Origin of the sequence: Kribbella sp. NPDC050459, assembly GCF_040655315.1 — a bacterium.
In the GTDB taxonomy this organism is placed as follows: domain Bacteria; phylum Actinomycetota; class Actinomycetes; order Propionibacteriales; family Kribbellaceae; genus Kribbella.
On the sequence record NZ_JBFAJQ010000024.1, the window covers coordinates 17,642 to 32,709 of the forward strand.

13 protein-coding genes and 1 pseudogene are annotated in these 15,068 nt (G+C 69.9%); 11 read left to right on the top strand and 3 right to left on the bottom strand.

Annotation, left to right across the window (positions count from 1 at the left end; genetic code table 11):
- Positions 1-2: 2 nt before the first annotated feature.
- Together AB0I12_RS41950 and ggt are read left to right on the top strand one after the other, a co-directional pair.
- Entirely contained in the window at positions 3-695 is a 693-nt protein-coding gene (locus AB0I12_RS41950; RefSeq protein WP_359941895.1) for a hypothetical protein, read from the top strand.
- A gap of 80 nt (positions 696-775) precedes the next feature.
- Positions 776-2,587 (top strand): gamma-glutamyltransferase, encoded by a 1,812-nt coding sequence (ggt, locus tag AB0I12_RS41955; RefSeq protein ID WP_359941898.1) that lies wholly within the window; start codon positions 776-778, stop codon positions 2,585-2,587.
- Here the strand turns inward: ggt and AB0I12_RS41960 are convergent.
- Positions 2,574-3,656 (bottom strand): M20/M25/M40 family metallo-hydrolase, encoded by a 1,083-nt coding sequence (locus AB0I12_RS41960; protein WP_359941901.1) that lies wholly within the window; start codon positions 3,654-3,656, stop codon positions 2,574-2,576. The genes ggt and AB0I12_RS41960 overlap by 14 nt on opposite strands.
- Before the next feature lie 69 nt (positions 3,657-3,725).
- Here AB0I12_RS41960 and AB0I12_RS41965 point away from each other — a divergent pair, with 69 nt between their 5' ends.
- The 5 genes and pseudogenes from AB0I12_RS41965 (at position 3,726) to AB0I12_RS41985 (ending at position 7,728) form a co-directional block, all read left to right on the top strand.
- Complete coding sequence (locus AB0I12_RS41965) at positions 3,726-4,388, top strand: GNAT family N-acetyltransferase (protein ID WP_359941904.1); 663 nt, start codon at positions 3,726-3,728, stop codon at positions 4,386-4,388.
- On the top strand, positions 4,381-5,025 hold the full coding sequence (locus AB0I12_RS41970) for an SIS domain-containing protein (RefSeq protein ID WP_359941907.1): 645 nt from the start codon (positions 4,381-4,383) through the stop codon (positions 5,023-5,025). Before AB0I12_RS41965 ends, AB0I12_RS41970 begins: the two co-directional genes overlap by 8 nt.
- The gene (gene menC / locus AB0I12_RS41975; protein WP_359941910.1) at positions 5,015-6,145 is read left to right on the top strand and encodes an o-succinylbenzoate synthase; all 1,131 of its coding nucleotides are present in this window, start codon (positions 5,015-5,017) and stop codon (positions 6,143-6,145) included. Before AB0I12_RS41970 ends, menC begins: the two co-directional genes overlap by 11 nt.
- Before the next feature lie 4 nt (positions 6,146-6,149).
- A pseudogene (locus tag AB0I12_RS41980) lies at positions 6,150-6,860 on the top strand (amidohydrolase family protein); the annotation flags it as partial.
- A 43-nt stretch (positions 6,861-6,903) separates the two neighbouring features.
- On the top strand, positions 6,904-7,728 hold the full coding sequence (locus AB0I12_RS41985; protein ID WP_359941913.1) for an amidohydrolase family protein: 825 nt from the start codon (positions 6,904-6,906) through the stop codon (positions 7,726-7,728).
- A gap of 74 nt (positions 7,729-7,802) precedes the next feature.
- On the opposite strand, the gene AB0I12_RS41990 is transcribed toward AB0I12_RS41985, so the two are convergent.
- Positions 7,803-8,078, bottom strand: coding sequence for a hypothetical protein (locus AB0I12_RS41990; RefSeq protein WP_359941916.1), 276 nt, complete (start codon positions 8,076-8,078; stop codon positions 7,803-7,805).
- A 23-nt stretch (positions 8,079-8,101) separates the two neighbouring features.
- Between AB0I12_RS41990 and dapF the strand changes: the two genes are divergently transcribed.
- Positions 8,102-8,944: a diaminopimelate epimerase gene (dapF, locus tag AB0I12_RS41995; protein ID WP_359941919.1), complete on the top strand. Its 843-nt coding sequence runs from the start codon at positions 8,102-8,104 to the stop codon at positions 8,942-8,944.
- A 72-nt stretch (positions 8,945-9,016) separates the two neighbouring features.
- Positions 9,017-10,495: a GTPase HflX gene (hflX, locus tag AB0I12_RS42000; RefSeq protein ID WP_359941922.1), complete on the top strand. Its 1,479-nt coding sequence runs from the start codon at positions 9,017-9,019 to the stop codon at positions 10,493-10,495.
- A 55-nt stretch (positions 10,496-10,550) separates the two neighbouring features.
- Here the strand turns inward: hflX and AB0I12_RS42005 are convergent, their stop codons facing one another.
- The gene (locus AB0I12_RS42005) at positions 10,551-12,926 is read right to left on the bottom strand and encodes an immune inhibitor A domain-containing protein (protein WP_359941925.1); all 2,376 of its coding nucleotides are present in this window, start codon (positions 12,924-12,926) and stop codon (positions 10,551-10,553) included.
- A gap of 187 nt (positions 12,927-13,113) precedes the next feature.
- Here AB0I12_RS42005 and AB0I12_RS42010 point away from each other — a divergent pair, with 187 nt between their 5' ends.
- Both AB0I12_RS42010 and AB0I12_RS42015 read left to right on the top strand, forming a co-directional pair.
- The gene (locus tag AB0I12_RS42010; protein ID WP_359941928.1) at positions 13,114-14,238 is read left to right on the top strand and encodes a DUF5931 domain-containing protein; all 1,125 of its coding nucleotides are present in this window, start codon (positions 13,114-13,116) and stop codon (positions 14,236-14,238) included.
- Positions 14,235-14,867, top strand: a complete 633-nt coding sequence (locus AB0I12_RS42015) for a response regulator transcription factor (RefSeq protein ID WP_359941931.1) — start codon at positions 14,235-14,237, stop codon at positions 14,865-14,867. Before AB0I12_RS42010 ends, AB0I12_RS42015 begins: the two co-directional genes overlap by 4 nt.
- Positions 14,868-15,068: the final 201 nt, after the last annotated feature.

Sequence of the window (15,068 nt, forward strand, 5' to 3'; positions counted from 1 at the left end):
CAGTGGACGAGGTCAAGAGACTACTGGAGGGGTTCGCGGACCGTGCCGCCGAAGGGTTGCCGGACGCGGATATCGACGCGGACGTCAGCCGTGGCCGGCTCGCGCTGCGCAGGATCAAGCGCCGGCGCCGGGTTACTGGGGTGCTGTGCGTCGCCGCGGCATCGGCCCTCGTGCTCGCGATCGGCAACCAGGTGAAGTGGTGGGGCGGCGGCAATGAAGTGGCCGGCGGCACCGCCGGCACCGTCGAGCCTGAGACGTCGGCCGCGAGTCCCTCGACGGCACCGCCTGTGACGCCGCAGAGCAGCGAGCCGGTGTCGATGTTCGGCGCGTCCGTCGTCGAACTGGTGGCGAACAAACAGCCCTGGAGCACGATCACCTGCTCGCTGGCGCCGAAGGGCTGGAGCGCCGAGACCCCGATCGCGGCCAACCAGGTCGTGCTGTCCCAGCCGACGATGCGGACCGCGGACGCCGCCGCCAAGGTGATCCTGCAGACCGCGCCGCAGGCCCGCAGCCTGTCGCAGGTCCGGGTGACCGACGCGAGCGGCAAGACCTTCCACATCGGCACCCTCGGCGGCCGGCTGAGCGGTCAGGTGAAGCTCGCCGACCAGTGGCTGCTGGTCGAGCTCCCGGCCGGCACGGTCGAGTGGCCGGACGACGTGCTACGCCGCTTCATGAACTCCTGCACCGCCAACTAGGCGCGCCACAAGTGGCGCGCGACCCGCAGGTGGGATAGGCAGGGCTTGTCCCTGTCCCCGAGTCCGTGTGGGGGAAGTTCGTGAAGAAGCTGGTCGCAACCCTGTCCGCAGGCACTCTGATCCTGACTGCCTTCACCGCAACACCAGCCACCGCCGGGGCGCAGGCCCCACCCCGGCAGCCGACCTCGATCGGGTACGGCGGCGCCGTGTCCTCCGTCGACCCCGAGGCGACGAACATCGGTCTCGACGTCCTGCGTCGCGGTGGCAACGCCGTCGACGCGGCCGTCGCCACCGCTGCCGCGCTCGGCGTCACCGAGCCGTATTCGGCCGGCATCGGCGGTGGCGGGTACTTCGTGTACTACAACGCCAAGTCCCACAAGGTGTACACGATCGACGGCCGGGAGACCGCGCCCGCGACGATGCCGTCGAACGCGTTCGTCAACCCCGCGACCGGCCAGGCGTATCCGTTCGCGCAGCTCGTGACGTCGGGCGTCTCGATCGGCGTACCGGGAACGCTCGCGACCTGGGACCGGGCCCTGAAGCAGTGGGGTTCGCTGTCGCTCGGCAAGGCGCTGAAGCCGGCCGCGGACCTGGCCGACCGTGGTTTCGTGGTCGACCCGACGTTCCGCCTGCAGACGCTGGAGAACAAGGACCGCTTCGCGCAGGTCGTCCCGACCGCCAAGCTGTTCCTGCCGAACGGTGATGCGCCGCAGGTCGGCGCACTGTTCAAGAACCCCGAGCTCGCGGCCACCTACAAGCTGATCGGTCAGCAGGGACCGTCGGCGTTCTACAGCGGAGCGCTGGCCGGTGAGATGGCTGCCGTCGCCAAGAACCCGCCGAAGACCGCGGACGCCACGCTGCCGTTCTTCCCCGGCTACCTGCAGACCAGCGACCTCGCGGCGTACAAGACGATCGACCGTGCGCCGACCAAGGTGCGGTACGACGGGCTCGACGTCTACGGCATGGCGCCGTCGTCCTCCGGCGGTACGACCGTCGGTGAGTCGCTGAACATCCTGCAGCCGCAGCGCATCCGGCAAATGTCGACGACGCAGGCGCTGCACACCTATCTCGAGGCGTCCGCTCTGGCCTTCGCGGATCGCGGCGCGTACGTCGGTGACCCGGCGTACGTCGACGTACCGCTGAAGGAGCTGTTGTCGAAGGGGTTCGGGGCCGAGCGGTCCTGCCTGATCGACCCGCAGCACGCGGCGACCAAGCCGGTCAAGGCAGGTTCGCCCGACGGCGACTACTCGAAGTGCGGCAAGAGCAGTGCGGTCGAGGAGCGTCCGGACACCGAGGGGCGGTCGACGACGCACATGGTCGCCGCCGACAAGTGGGGCAACGTGGTGTCGTACACGTTGACGATCGAGCAGACCGGCGGCAGCGGAATCACCGTGCCCGGGCGCGGCTTCCTGCTGAACAACGAGCTCACCGACTTCTCCGCCGTACCGGACCCGAAGGACCCGAACCGGGTCGAGGCCGGGAAGCGGCCGCGGTCGTCGATGTCGCCGACGATCGTGCTGCGCGGCGGGCAGCCGTACATCGCGCTCGGCTCACCGGGCGGCTCGACGATCATCACGACCGTCCTGCAGACCCTGACGAACCGGCTCGACCGCGGCATGACGCTGCCCGAGGCGATCGCGGCGCCGCGGGCTTCGCAGCGCAACACCGCCTCGGTGACCGCGGAGCAGGCGTTCATCGACCGGTACGGCGCGGCGCTCGCGCCGTACGGTCACACGTTCACGCCTGCCGGTGCACCGGGAAGCTCGGCCTCCGAGATCGGAGCGGTCGCGGCGCTGGAGTTCTTGCCGGGCGGCGCAATCCTCGCGGCCGCGGAACCGGCCCGGCGCGGTGGGGGAGCGGCCGGAACGGCCTGGCCCGTCAGAGTGCGGTGATGATCGCGGCGACCAGGCCGGCGCGCTCGGCCAGGGTCGCCGCGACGATCTGTTCGTGGACGGCGTGGGCCCCCTTGCCGAGCGGGCCCAGGCCGTCCAGCGTTGGAATTCCCAACCATCCGGTCAGGTTGGTGTCGGCCGCGCCGGACGCGGCCGCACCGCCGACCTCCTGGCCGACGGACCGTCCGGCCGCGGCTACCTGCGCCAGCAGCTCGTCGGTCGCGGGTGACGGTTGCCAGGCCGGCCGGTTCGACATCACCCGCACCGTCAGCTGAGCGTCCCGCACCGGCTGCAACGCGGTGACGGCCGCCAGCACCGACTCCTCCGTCGACGGATCGACGAAACGGAACCCGATGTCGGCCGCCGCCGAGCCCGGTACGACGTTCGTGCGGCCGCCGCCGGTGATCGTGCCGACATTGCACAGCACCTGGTCGTGCTCGGCGACGATCCGCCGGACGGCGACCAGTTGGTCGACGAGTTCGTCGATCGCGGACACACCGCCGGCCGGGTCGAGCGCGGCATGCGCTTCGCGGCCGGTGACCTCGATGCGGACCCGCGTGCTGCCCCAGCGGGACGTCTTCAGGTCGCCGTTCGGATGCGGCGGCTCGAAGCCGAAAGCGGCGTACACGCCGGCTGCCTCGGCCGTCACCAGCTCCCGCGCCGACGGGGAGCCGATCTCCTCGTCCGCGACGACCACGACCCGCAGCGGGCGGTGGTCGCGGCCGGCGACCTGCTCCAGCGCGGTCTCGAGAACGACAAGTCCGCCCTTCATGTCGAACACGCCGGGTCCGTGGATGATCCCGTCCACCTCGCGCCACGGCATTGCGTCGGTCAGCTGCCCGATCGGCCAGACGGTGTCGTGGTGCGCCAGGAAGAGCAGCGGCGCCTCGCCGGCGCGCCCGGGGAAGTCGGCCACCAGGTGGTCGCCGGTCGGCGTGGGCACCCGGCGGACGGTCCCGCCGAGCTCCGCGTAGCGCGCCGCCAGCCGGTCGGCGAAGGCGTTCAGCGCGGTCGCGACACCGGTCGGGGTCTCCGCGCCGACATACTCCCTGAGTCGCTCAATGCTCATGGATAGTCAACGTATCATCATCCGATCGGCGATTGACCAGCGTCGAGTGAGCGAGGATAGGATCGAGATATGAATCGTATCTCTGAGGTGAGCTTCCGCGCGGTCTCGCTCACCACGGCGGCGAGGTTCGCCGAGGCCTCGACGCTGTACCGCGAGGTCTTCGGCTACCTCGACCCGGCGTTCGGGCTGAACCCGCGGCTGCTCGGCGCGCTGGCGAGCAACGGCGGCTCGGTGGTCGGCATCCTCGACGAGAACGACGTGCTGGTCGCGTTCGCGTACGGCTTCTGCGCCACCGACCGGCGCGGTTTCTACCACTACTCGCAGTCGGCCGTCGTCGCCTCCGACCAGCAGGGGCACGGCCTCGGCCGGATGCTCAAGCACGCCCAGCGCGAAGTTGCCCTCAGCCACGGTATGTCGCGGATGCGCTGGACCTACGACCCGGCGCAGATCCGCAACGCGCACTTCAACCTCGACGTGCTGGGCGCCCGCGGCCGCTGGTTCGCCCCCGACATGTACGGCCCGGGCACCGACCGCGTGATCGTCGAATGGGATCTGACCCGTGAGCAGCCCAGCACACCGTCCGGCTTGACCGAGTTGGTCGTGCCGGCCGATGCGGGTGAGTTGCGGCGGTCCTTCGAGGAGTTGCTGGCGAAGGGGCTGGTCGCCGTTTCGTGCCGCCGGCTCGCGGACGGCGCCGGCGCCTACTACTTCGGCCCGGCCGACGATGCCTGACGACCCGCTGAACCGCGAACTCGTCAGCCCGCACGAGCGGTACGACGCCCGGCTGCAGCGCCGCTCGTCCGCGATGCTGCAGCGCCGCGTCGTCGAGCAGGAGCGCGCCTCGATCGACGGGGCCCTGGACCAGATCCTCACCGACGAGTCGATCGCCCAGGCCGCGGCCCGGATCGTCGCCGCCCGCCGGCGCTTCATCATCGGCTCGGCGAAGTCGTTCTCGTACGCGTCCTTGCTGGCGTTCGACCTCGGCGTCGGGCTCTCCCAGGTGACGCTGATCGACGGCACCGTGGTGCGCGGTGTCGACGTGCTGGCCGACGTCCGGTCCAACGACCTGATGGTCGCGTTCTCGTTCCGCCGGTACCGCCGCGACACCGTCGAGGTCGCCCGCCGGTTCGTCGAGGCGGGCGGTGAACTCGTCGCGGTCACCGACTTCGAGGACGCGCCGCTGGCGAAGCTCGCCGACCAGTGCATCTACGTCGCGACCGGCAGCGCGTCGTACGTCGACTCGCCGACCGTCGTCGCCTCGGTGCTGCATGTCCTCGCGACGCTGACCACTGCGAGCGCGAAGGGCGCGCGCCGGCGGCTGGTGGAGCGCGACCGGTTGAACACGGAGCTGGGGTTGTATGTCAACTGACCTGAAGATCGTCGCCGCCCGGCTGCACCGGGTCCGGATGCCGCTCGTGCACGAGTTCCAGACCAGCTCGCACCGCAAGGCGTTCCTCGACCACATCCTGGTCGAGCTGGAGGACGCGTCCGGCGCGGTCGGCTGGGGCGAGATCGCGTCGTCCTCCGACCCGTTCTACGCCCCCGAAACGGTCGAGTCCTGCTGGCACATCGCCTCGAAATACTTGCTGCCCGCCGTCTTGGATACCCCCTGGACACATCCGGATCAGCTCGCCCGCAGGTGGTCCAAGGTCCGCGGCAACAACTTCGCCAAAGCAGGCGTCGACATGGCGACCTGGGTCCTGTGGGCAGAGACCCAAGGACTGCCGCTCGCGACAGTTCTGGGCGGCACACGGACCGAGGTCGTTGCGGGTGTTTCGCTCGGCATCGAGCCGACGATCGACGAACTGCTCGGACAGGTCCAGCGTCAGGTCGACGCCGGGTACCCGAGGGTCAAGCTGAAGATCGCCCAGGGCTGGGACGTCGAACCGGTTCGTGCCGTGCGTACGGCGTACCCGGAGCTCGATCTACATGTGGACGCCAACGGGATCTACACCGCCGACGACCTGGCACACCTGCAACAGCTGGACGCCTACCGGCTGACGATGATCGAGCAACCGTTCGCGCCCCGCGACCTGCTCACCCACGCCGCGTTGCAGCGCCGGATCAGTACCCCTGTCTGCCTCGACGAGAGTATCGAGACGGTCGCCGACCTGGAGACCGCGCTGGAACTACAAGCGCTGCAGGTCCTCAACATCAAGGTGTCCCGGATGGGCGGGCTGACCCCAGCGCGTGAAGCGCACGACCGGGCGCGGGACGCCGGGATCCCGGTCTGGTGCGGCGGCATGCACGAGTTCGGGATCGGCCGGCTGGCGAACGTCGCGCTCTCCGCTCTCCCCGGGTTCACCCTCCCATCGGATGTGTCCGCCTCGGAGAAGTACTACGCCCGGGATGTCGTCGTACCCGCCGTGACCGCCGTCCGGGGCGTCGTCCAGGTGCCCGAGGCACCCGGTCTCGGGCATGCCGTCGACCGCGAGCTGATCTCCGCCAACACGGTCGCCGAGCTGTCCCTCGGACCAGAACAGGAGTGATTCGATGCGCGTGGCGCTGACCGGCGGCCTGGTCGCGGACGGCACCGGCGCCGAGCTCAGGCCCGGCACCGTGCTCGTCGAGGGGGAGCGCGTCAGCGCGGTGCTGCCGCTCGGCGATCCGGTGTCCGACGCAGAGGTCATCGATGCCACAGGCAACATTGTGGCACCGGGATTCGTCGACCTGCACTCGCACGCGGATTTCAGTCTCGGCTCGAGTCCGGCGGCAGCGTCGCAGCTCACCCAGGGCGTCACCACTCTCGTCGCCGGGAACTGCGGCTGGTCCCCGTTCCCGATCACCGATCTCGAGACCCTGCGGGCGGGCACGGCGTTCCTCGATCCCCGGCACGACTGGTCGTGGCACGACCTCGCCGGCTTCGCGACGACGCTGGAACCGGCGGTGAACCTCGCCCTCCAGGTCGGCCACTGCACGCTGCGGATCGCCGCGATGGGCAGCGCGCAGCGGCCGCCGTCGCCGTCCGAGCTCCGGACGATGCAGGACCTGCTGCGCGCGGCGGCCGACCAGGGTGCCGTCGGCTTCTCCACCGGCCTGATCTACGCGCCAGGCACCTACGCGTCACCGGAAGAGGTCGCCGCGCTCGTCGGCACTGCCGCCGAGTGCGGTCTGCTGTACTCGACCCACATCCGCAACGAAGGCGCCGGCCTGCTGTCCGCACTGGACGAGGCGATCGCGGCCGCGCGGGCGGGCGGCGCACGGCTGGATCTCGCACCTGAAAGCCGTTGGCAAGGCCAACTACGGTTTGGTCGGCGCGGCTCTCGAACTGCTGGACCGGGTCGACGATGTCGACCTGGGCTGGGATGCCTACCCGTACACGGCGACGAGCACGACGCTGACCACCAGACTGCCGACCTGGGCGCTCGCCGACGAGACACCTCCGGCGCCCGCGCGAGGCCGCGCTCGTCGCCCCGCGCTGCTCGCCAGGCTTGCCGATCCCGCCGAACGAGCACGGATCGCGGACGCTCTGCGGGCCGACGTCCTGCTCTCACCCGACACCGTCGTGATCGCATCCCTCCCACCCGGGCGCTACGCGGACTGCCGCGGCCTGAGCCTGGCCGAGATCGCCCGGCGGGACGGGATGGACGCCGCCGAGATCGTGCTCCGCATCCTCGAGTCGCACCAGGCCGCGGTCAGCGTCGTGAACCATGCGATGAGCGAGGACGATGTGACGACGGTCCTCGAACATCCACGGACCGCGGTCGCCAGCGATGGCTGGATCATGGATGCGACCGGGCCGGGTCACCCGCATCCCCGCAACTTCGGCACCTTCCCGCGCGTGCTCGGCCACTACGCCCGCGACCGGGGTGTCCTCACCCTTCCCGAGGCGATCCGCCGGATGACGTCGCTCCCGGCCTCCCGTCTCGGCTGGTCCGACCGCGGCGTGATCCGACCCGGCGCCGTCGCCGACCTGGTCGTCCTCGACGCGGCCCAGGTCGCCGACAAGTCGACGTACGACGACCCCTGGCAGCTGTCCGTCGGCGTACGGCACGTCCTCCTCGCCGGCCAGCCGGCCTTCACCAACGGCACACCGACCGGTCGCCGTGCCGGCCGGGTTGTCGGCAGCTGAACAGTACGTACAAAGCGCCTACATAGTGCACCTGAGCGTGATCGTGTCCGCGCGTACACCGTCTCGCCGGTGCTCTACCTGTCGAGCTGCCGACCCTTGAACCGCTTCGGCCCCTCCGGCAGCGGGGGAGGAGCGGCCGGTGCCTCATCCGCCTCGGTGTCGAGCCACCCGTCGTGCTCAGCCAGCAACGCATCCAGCGCGGCCCGGTCCACGTCGCCCAGTACGACGACCCACGGGTGATCCTCGTCGTCGTCCTCGCCGTGGAAGCGCCCGCGGCCGACCTCACCGCCCAATTGGTCCGCGACCGCGACGGCGTCGTCCCGCTCCCAGAAGTACGCGATCAGCTGCACGGACGACACCGTACGCTGTCGGCATGAGTACGTTTCCCTGGCTGAAGGGGCATGGCACGGAGAACGACTTCGTGGTTCTGCCCGACCCGGACGGTTCCGTGCACGGCGAGCTGGACGCGGCCGTGGTGCGGTTCCTGTGCGACCGGCACGCGGGGCTCGGCGCGGACGGGGTGCTGCGGGTGATCCGGGGCGACCAGCAGTCCTACGTCGCGGACGGCGGCGACTGGTTCATGGACTACCGCAACGCGGACGGTTCGATCGCGGAGATGTGCGGGAACGGCGTTCGGGTCTTCGTGAAGTACCTCGCCGAGGCGGGCCTGATCGACGGGAAACCGGTCCGGGTCGGCACACGTGCGGGCGTCAAGCAGGTCCGGCAGAACGACGACGGCACGCTGACCGCGGACATGGGCGAGCCGACGCTCCCCGCCGCGGCCGGAATCGTGGTCGAGGCCAACGGTCACCAGTGGCCCGCCGTGTCCGTGGACATGGGCAATCCGCACGCCGTCACGTTCGTCGACAGCCTGGAGGAGCCCGGCAACCTGTGCGATCAGCCCGGCTGGTCTCCGGCGGAGGCGTTTCCGGAAGGCGTGAACGTCGAGTTCGTCGTACGCCGGGGCGCGCACGACGTCCAGATGCGGGTGCACGAGCGGGGCGCGGGGGAGACCCGGTCCTGCGGGACGGGCACCTGTGCCGTCACGGTCGCGGCCGCGCGCCAGGCCCGCGACGCGCTTCCGGTGACGTACCGCGTCGGCGTACCAGGCGGTGAAGTGTCGGTCACGTGGCGTGCCGACAATCATCTGGAACTGACCGGGCCGGCCGTGTTGCACGCGCGCGGGGAGTTTGATCGGGCCTGGTTGGGAATCTGATTCCTGCGTGGGGCGTTGACTCCTGGTAAACGGGTCGCCTGTACTAGGAGCCCGTGCCACCATGGAAGGTATATGACGACCCATTCACAGGCATACGAGACCACCGACGTCGAAACCGACCTCATCGAGGGCGATGACTCCGGCGCTTCGTTGACGGGTCACGATGAGTATGACCAGGATCTGACCACCGAGGGCCTCGAGCTCGAGGAGCGCCAGGCGCTGCGCCGCGTGGTCGGTATGTCGACCGAGCTGACCGACATCAGCGAGGTCGAGTACCGCAAGCTGCTGCTCGAGCGGGTGCTGCTGGTCGGCGTCTGGACCGAGGGCAGCGCCGAGGACGCGGACAACTCGCTGGCCGAGCTGAAACTGCTCGCCGAGACCGCCGGCTCCGAGGTGCTCGACGGCGTGATCCAGCGGCGCAAGAAGCCCGACCCGGCGACCTTCATCGGCTCCGGCAAGGTCGTCGACCTGCGCAACCTGGTGGCGTCGCTCGGCGCCGACACCGTGATCGCGGACGGCGAGCTGGCGCCCGCGCAGCTGCGCAACCTGGAGGACAAGCTCAAGGTCAAGGTCGTCGACCGGACCGCGCTGATCCTGGACATCTTCGCGCAGCACGCGAAGAGCAAGGAAGGCAAGGCCCAGGTCGAGCTGGCCCAGCTGCAGTACATGAAGCAGCGCCTGCGTGGCTGGGGTGGAAACCTGTCCCGCCAGGCCGGTGGCCGCGTCGGTGCCGCCGGTGGCGGTATCGGCGGCCGTGGTCCCGGTGAGACCAAGATCGAGACCGACCGGCGCCGGATCAACACCAAGATCGCGAAGCTCCGCCGGACGCTCAAGGAGATGAAGAGCACCCGATCGACGATGCGCCAGGAGCGGCGCCGGAACCTGGTTCCCTCGGTGGCGATCGCCGGGTACACCAACGCCGGCAAGTCCTCGCTGCTCAACCAGATCACCGGTGCGGGCGTGCTGGTCGAGGACGCGCTGTTCGCGACCCTGGACCCGACGACCCGCCGGACGACGACCGCGGACGGCCGCGTGTACACGCTGACCGACACGGTCGGGTTCGTCCGGCACCTGCCGCACGACATCGTCGAGGCGTTCCGGTCGACGCTGGAGGAGGTCACCGACGCGGACCTGCTGCTGCACGTGGTCGACGGTTCGCACCCGGACCCGATCGCGCAGATCCAGGCGGTCCGTGAGGTGCTGGCCGAGATCGACGCGACCGACGTCCCGGAGATCGTGGTGATCAACAAGGCCGACGCCGCCGACCCGCTGGCGCTGGCCCCGATCCTGCACCGGGAGCCGAACGCAATCGTCGTGTCCGCGCGCACCGGCGAGGGCATCGACAAGCTCCGCGAGCTGATCGAGGGCGCGCTGCCGCAGCCGCACATCGCCCTCGACGTCCTGCTCCCGTACGACCGCGGCGACCTGGTCTCCCGGATCCACTCCGAAGGCTCGGTCGAACACCTCGAACACACCGCGGACGGCACCCGCATCACCGCCCGGGTACACCCCGCCCTGGCCGGCGACCTCACGCCGTACTCAGCGGTCTGAGCGAACGCGAAGCGGCCCCCGAGTGTCCTCGGGGGCCGCTTGCTGTTTCAGGACGTCACTTGCGCTTGGTCACCTGGACCGTCATCGAGGTGCCGGTCTTCGACAGGACCTTGATGTTGACGCCGTTGTTGGGGATCTTCACGCTGCTCGTCGGCTGGTCCGCGGTCCAGTACGACTTGCTGTCGTTGAAGGTCGGTACGGCGTTCTGGCCGCGGATGTAGCTGGCCTGCCCGTTCACGTGCAGCGTGAACGAGTCCGCCTTCTCGAGACCGAACGGAGCGTCGTACGCCGCGATCCGCGGACGCCAGATCTGGCCGTCGAGACGGTTGATCGGAGTCGGGTGCGAGTCGATCGGCAGGACGAGGCCCTCGCCGGGGTGCTCGTTGGTGTTGTTGTCCTCCTGCGAGGTGTCCCAGTACCAGACCAGCAGGCCGTCCTGGTACGGGAAGTGCTCCACCTTGTCCGGCAGCGAGTTCGCCCAACCGAAGTTGTACGGACCCGTCTTCAGGTACTGGTCGTAGGAGGTGTAGTTGATGTTCGACGCCAGGTAGTAGTTGTCGTGCAGGCTCGTGTACGACGCGCCGACCGAGCTGAACCCGTTCAGCGTCCACCCGTCCGGAGACGTCTCCGCACCGGAGTCGACGACCGTGGTCGAGCCCGACGTCACCTTGATGTCGTCGGCGAAGAACCCGATCCCGCCGGCCGCCGGGTCGGTGGCGTAGCGGAACTGCAGGGTGATCGTCTTGCCGGCGTACGCCGACAGGTCGAACGTGGCGGGCACCCAGCCGGCGCTCTTGCCGTCGATACCGTTGCCCTCGGCGTCCTTCGTGATGCTGCCGTTGATCGGCTTCGCGCCGGTCCCGTCGTTCACGTCGACGTAGGCGTAGTCACACGCGTCCGGACCACAGTCCTCGATGTCCCAGTTCGCCTGGAACGTGAGGCTCGCGGGCTGACCGGCCGGCAGCGTGACCTGGCGGCTCATCGTGTGCGTGAAGCCGTTGCCCTGACCGCTCCACCAGGACTTCGTCCCGGTCGCGGGCTGGACGAGCTGGTGCGTGACCTCCTTCTTCGGCAGCGTCACCACCAGGCCCTGGGCCTTCTTCGAGTTGTACTCGTGCGGGCCGAGCTCGACGGTCCGGTTCTGGCCGGCCGCCACGATCTCGTAGTCGAGCCAGCCGAGCTGGATCTTGTCCCATGCGTTCAGGTCGGCGGCGCGCTCACCGATACCGCCGTCCGTGGCCGCGCTGACCCGGCTCTGCGCCATCAGCGTCCACCAGTTCACGCCGTTCTCGACGGCCGCACCGGAGGTGTCGTACTCGTCCGGCAGACCGAGGTCGTGGCCGAACTCGTGCGCGAACACGCTGACGCCGCCGTTCTCCGGCTGGATCGTGTAGTCGCCGACGTACAGGCCGGTGTCACCGATCTGCGCGCCGCCGTTCGGGTTGGTCGCGGGACCACCCGGGAACCCGGCGTACCAGCGGTGCGACCAGATCGCGTCCTCGCCCTGCTGCGGGTCGCCGTCGGCCTGGTCGCCGCCGGCGTGCACGATCTGGAAGTGGTCGATGTAGCCGTCCGGCTCGTTGAAGTTGCCGTCACCGTCGAAGTCGTAGCGGTCCCACTGGTCGAACGACTTCAGGTCCGCGGTGATCTCGGCCTTGGTCCGGCCCTTGGCCTCCTGGTCGGCGACCCACTGGTTGACCGCGTCCTGGATCAGGTACCAGGTGTTGCTGCAGACGTTGCCGCCGCACGGGTAGCCGTTCGACCGGCCGTACCGCGCCTCGTTGTACTTGACCTTCACCCAGTCGGTGACCTCACCGTCGACGGTGTACCGGCCGGACGACTGCTTCTCGTAGTACTTCTTCAGCGAGTTGCCGCTGCCGAAGTACATGTCCTGGTAGTGCTGCTGGCTGTAGTCGGCCTGCCAGACGGTGGAGTTGTCCACCGAGCGGTCCGGCGCCGGGATCGCGTTGTGCAGCGGGCCCTCGAAGGTGGCGGGGCCGGGGATGTTCGCGTTCTGGTCCTTGTCCGGGTAGCTCGGGTGCCGCTCGTTGCCGAACTCCGCGAGCACGACGAAGATCCGGTCGGTCTTCTCGCGGGACAGCTCGACGTACTGGTCGACCTTGCCGGCCGCGTTCTTGACGCCCTTCGCGCCGGCGGCCTTCGTGCCGAGCTTGACGACCGTGCTGCCGTTGCGCTGCTCGGGCTCGGCCTGGCCGTTGATGACCTTGGTCAGCGCCTCCTGCCGCAGCTCGCGGCGCTTGTCCTCGAGCGGGCTGGGCAGCTCGTCGGATACCGGTGCGGGCTCACTGGCGGCGGGCGCCGACCCCTGCGTGGACGGTGTGGCGGCGTTCCCGGACGAGGCCGCGGCGATGCCGAGCCCGGTCGTCGCCGCCAAGGCCAGGCTGAACAGCCCGGCGGGTAACTTGCGCACGATTCCCCTCCGTTGTCGATGACGCAGTGTGTTCGTAGCTCCCCCGAGCGTGTGCGCGCGACAGTACGGGGAAAATCCACCCAGCTGAAGTGGATCCTGAGGAAAACCTGTGAATCAGCGGGGAATCCTGCATCTCTGAGTAGAAGGGCTCACGCTCTCCAGCCCTTCGCCTTGGCACACTGTGCGCGTGGAGCGCGAGACGGTCGACCTGCTGCAGCCGCTGTGGCGAGCGTTGGTCGTGTTCCGCATCCTCACCTGGGGGTTCGCCTGTTTCGGCGTCTGGACCCGCTGGGACGGCATCGTGCACCCGTACGGCGCGGTGCTCCAGTTGGCCGTGATGGGCGTCTGGACGCTGATCTCGTCGTACGGCTACAGCCGCCGCTGGGGCCGGCGCAACACGCGGCTCGCGTTCGCGGATCTCGTGGTGACGGTCGGCTGCATGTACGCGACGTTGTGGGCGCAACCGCTGCTCGACATCCGCGCCGGGGCCTCCGTGCTCACGTCGGTCTGGGCCGCCGGGCCGGTCCTCGCACTGGCGATCTCCCGCGGACGCGACGGCGGCCTGCTCGGCGCGGCGACGATCAGCCTGGCGCTGCTCTCGCTGCGCGGCGTCGAGCACGCGGCGAAGATCCTGAGCAATGTTCAGCTGTTGCTGGTGGCCGGTCTGGTGGTCGGGTACGCCGCGTCGACCCTGCGGCAGGCGGGGCGGCGGCTGCGCGAGGCGATCGCCGTGGAGAGCGCGACCGCCGAGCGGCTGCGGCTCAGTCGCTCGATCCACGACGGCGTACTGCAGGTCCTCGCCCAGGTGCAGCGGCGCGGTACGGCGATCGGCGGCGAGGCGACCGAGCTGGCCCGGCTGGCCGCCGAGCAGGAAGTTGCCCTCCGCACCTTGATGTCGACACGCCCGGCCGTGGCGGAGGGGGATCGCGTTGATCTGTGTCGACTGCTGTTGCCGCTGGCCACGACCCGGGTCGACGTCGTCGTACCGGCCGCACAGGTCCTGCTGCCCGCACCGGCCGCCGCCGAACTGGTTGCCGCGGTCAAGGAGGCGCTGAGCAACGTGGTGAAACACGCCGGCCCGGAGGCCCGGTCCTGGGTCGTGGTCGAGGACCTCGGCGAGGAGGTCGTGGTGTCGGTGCGCGACGACGGGATCGGTACGACGCCCGCCCGTCTCGAGCAGGCCCACGCGGACGGGCACCTCGGCGTGAGCCAGTCGATCCGCGGCCGCATCGCCGACCTCGGCGGCACCGTCACCGTCCGCACCGCCCCCGGCGAAGGAACCGAATGGGAACTGAAAGTGGTGACCGCATGACGCGTGTGATGATCGTCGACGACCACCCGATGTGGCGCGAAGGCGTCGCCCGGGACCTGGGCCGTCGCGGGTACGACGTGTGCGCGACCGCCGCGGACGTCGCGAGCGCCGTGAAGATCGCGCTGGCAACCCGTCCCGACGTGGTCGTCATGGATCTCCAGCTCGGCGACGGCTCCGGCGTGGACGCGACCCGTGAGATCACCACAGCCCTCCCCGACACCCGCGTCCTGGTGCTGTCGGCCAGCGCCGAGCAGGACGACGTACTCGCCGCCGTGAAGAACGGCGCGTCCGGCTACCTGGTGAAATCCGCGTCGCTGGACGAGTTCGACGACGCCGTACGCCGGACCGCCGAAGGCGACGCGATCTTCAGCGCAGGCCTCGCCGGACTGCTGCTGGGCGAGTACCGCCGCCTGGGCGGGACCGGCCCCGAGGTGCCGCGCCTCACCGACCGCGAAACCGAAGTACTCCGCCTCGTCGCCCGCGGCCTCACCGCCAAACAGATCGCCACCCGCCTGGTCCTCTCCCACCGCACCGTCGAGAACCACGTCCAGAACACCCTCCGCAAACTCCAACTCCACAACCGCGCCGAACTCGTCCGGTACGCCATCGAAAACGGATTCAGCGAGTAATCCGGCCCAGCCGCCAACTTCGTCGCTCCGCTCCTCAGACGCGGCCCCGACGCGCGCTCCCACGCACCCCGGGCCAGCGCCCGAAGCACCGGCTTCCGGCTGGCGCCGCGGGGAGTTGCGGCTGGCGCCGCAAGTTCCGGCTGCCGTTGCGGCTGGCGCCGCAAGTTCCGGCTGCCGCCGGAGTTGTGGGCTGGCGCCCGC

Bases quoted from the DNA above. Each gene is read 5' to 3' on its own strand.
- hflX (WP_359941922.1), top strand. From the start codon at position 9,017: ATGACGACCCATTCACAGGCATACGAGACCACCGACGTCGAAACCGAC.
- menC (WP_359941910.1), top strand. From the start codon at position 5,015: ATGTCAACTGACCTGAAGATCGTCGCCGCCCGGCTGCACCGGGTCCGG.
- AB0I12_RS41960 (WP_359941901.1), bottom strand. From the start codon at position 3,656: ATGAGCATTGAGCGACTCAGGGAGTATGTCGGCGCGGAGACCCCGACC.
- AB0I12_RS41965 (WP_359941904.1), top strand. From the start codon at position 3,726: ATGAATCGTATCTCTGAGGTGAGCTTCCGCGCGGTCTCGCTCACCACG.
- AB0I12_RS41970 (WP_359941907.1), top strand. From the start codon at position 4,381: ATGCCTGACGACCCGCTGAACCGCGAACTCGTCAGCCCGCACGAGCGG.
- AB0I12_RS42015 (WP_359941931.1), top strand. From the start codon at position 14,235: ATGACGCGTGTGATGATCGTCGACGACCACCCGATGTGGCGCGAAGGC.
- dapF (WP_359941919.1), top strand. From the start codon at position 8,102: ATGAGTACGTTTCCCTGGCTGAAGGGGCATGGCACGGAGAACGACTTC.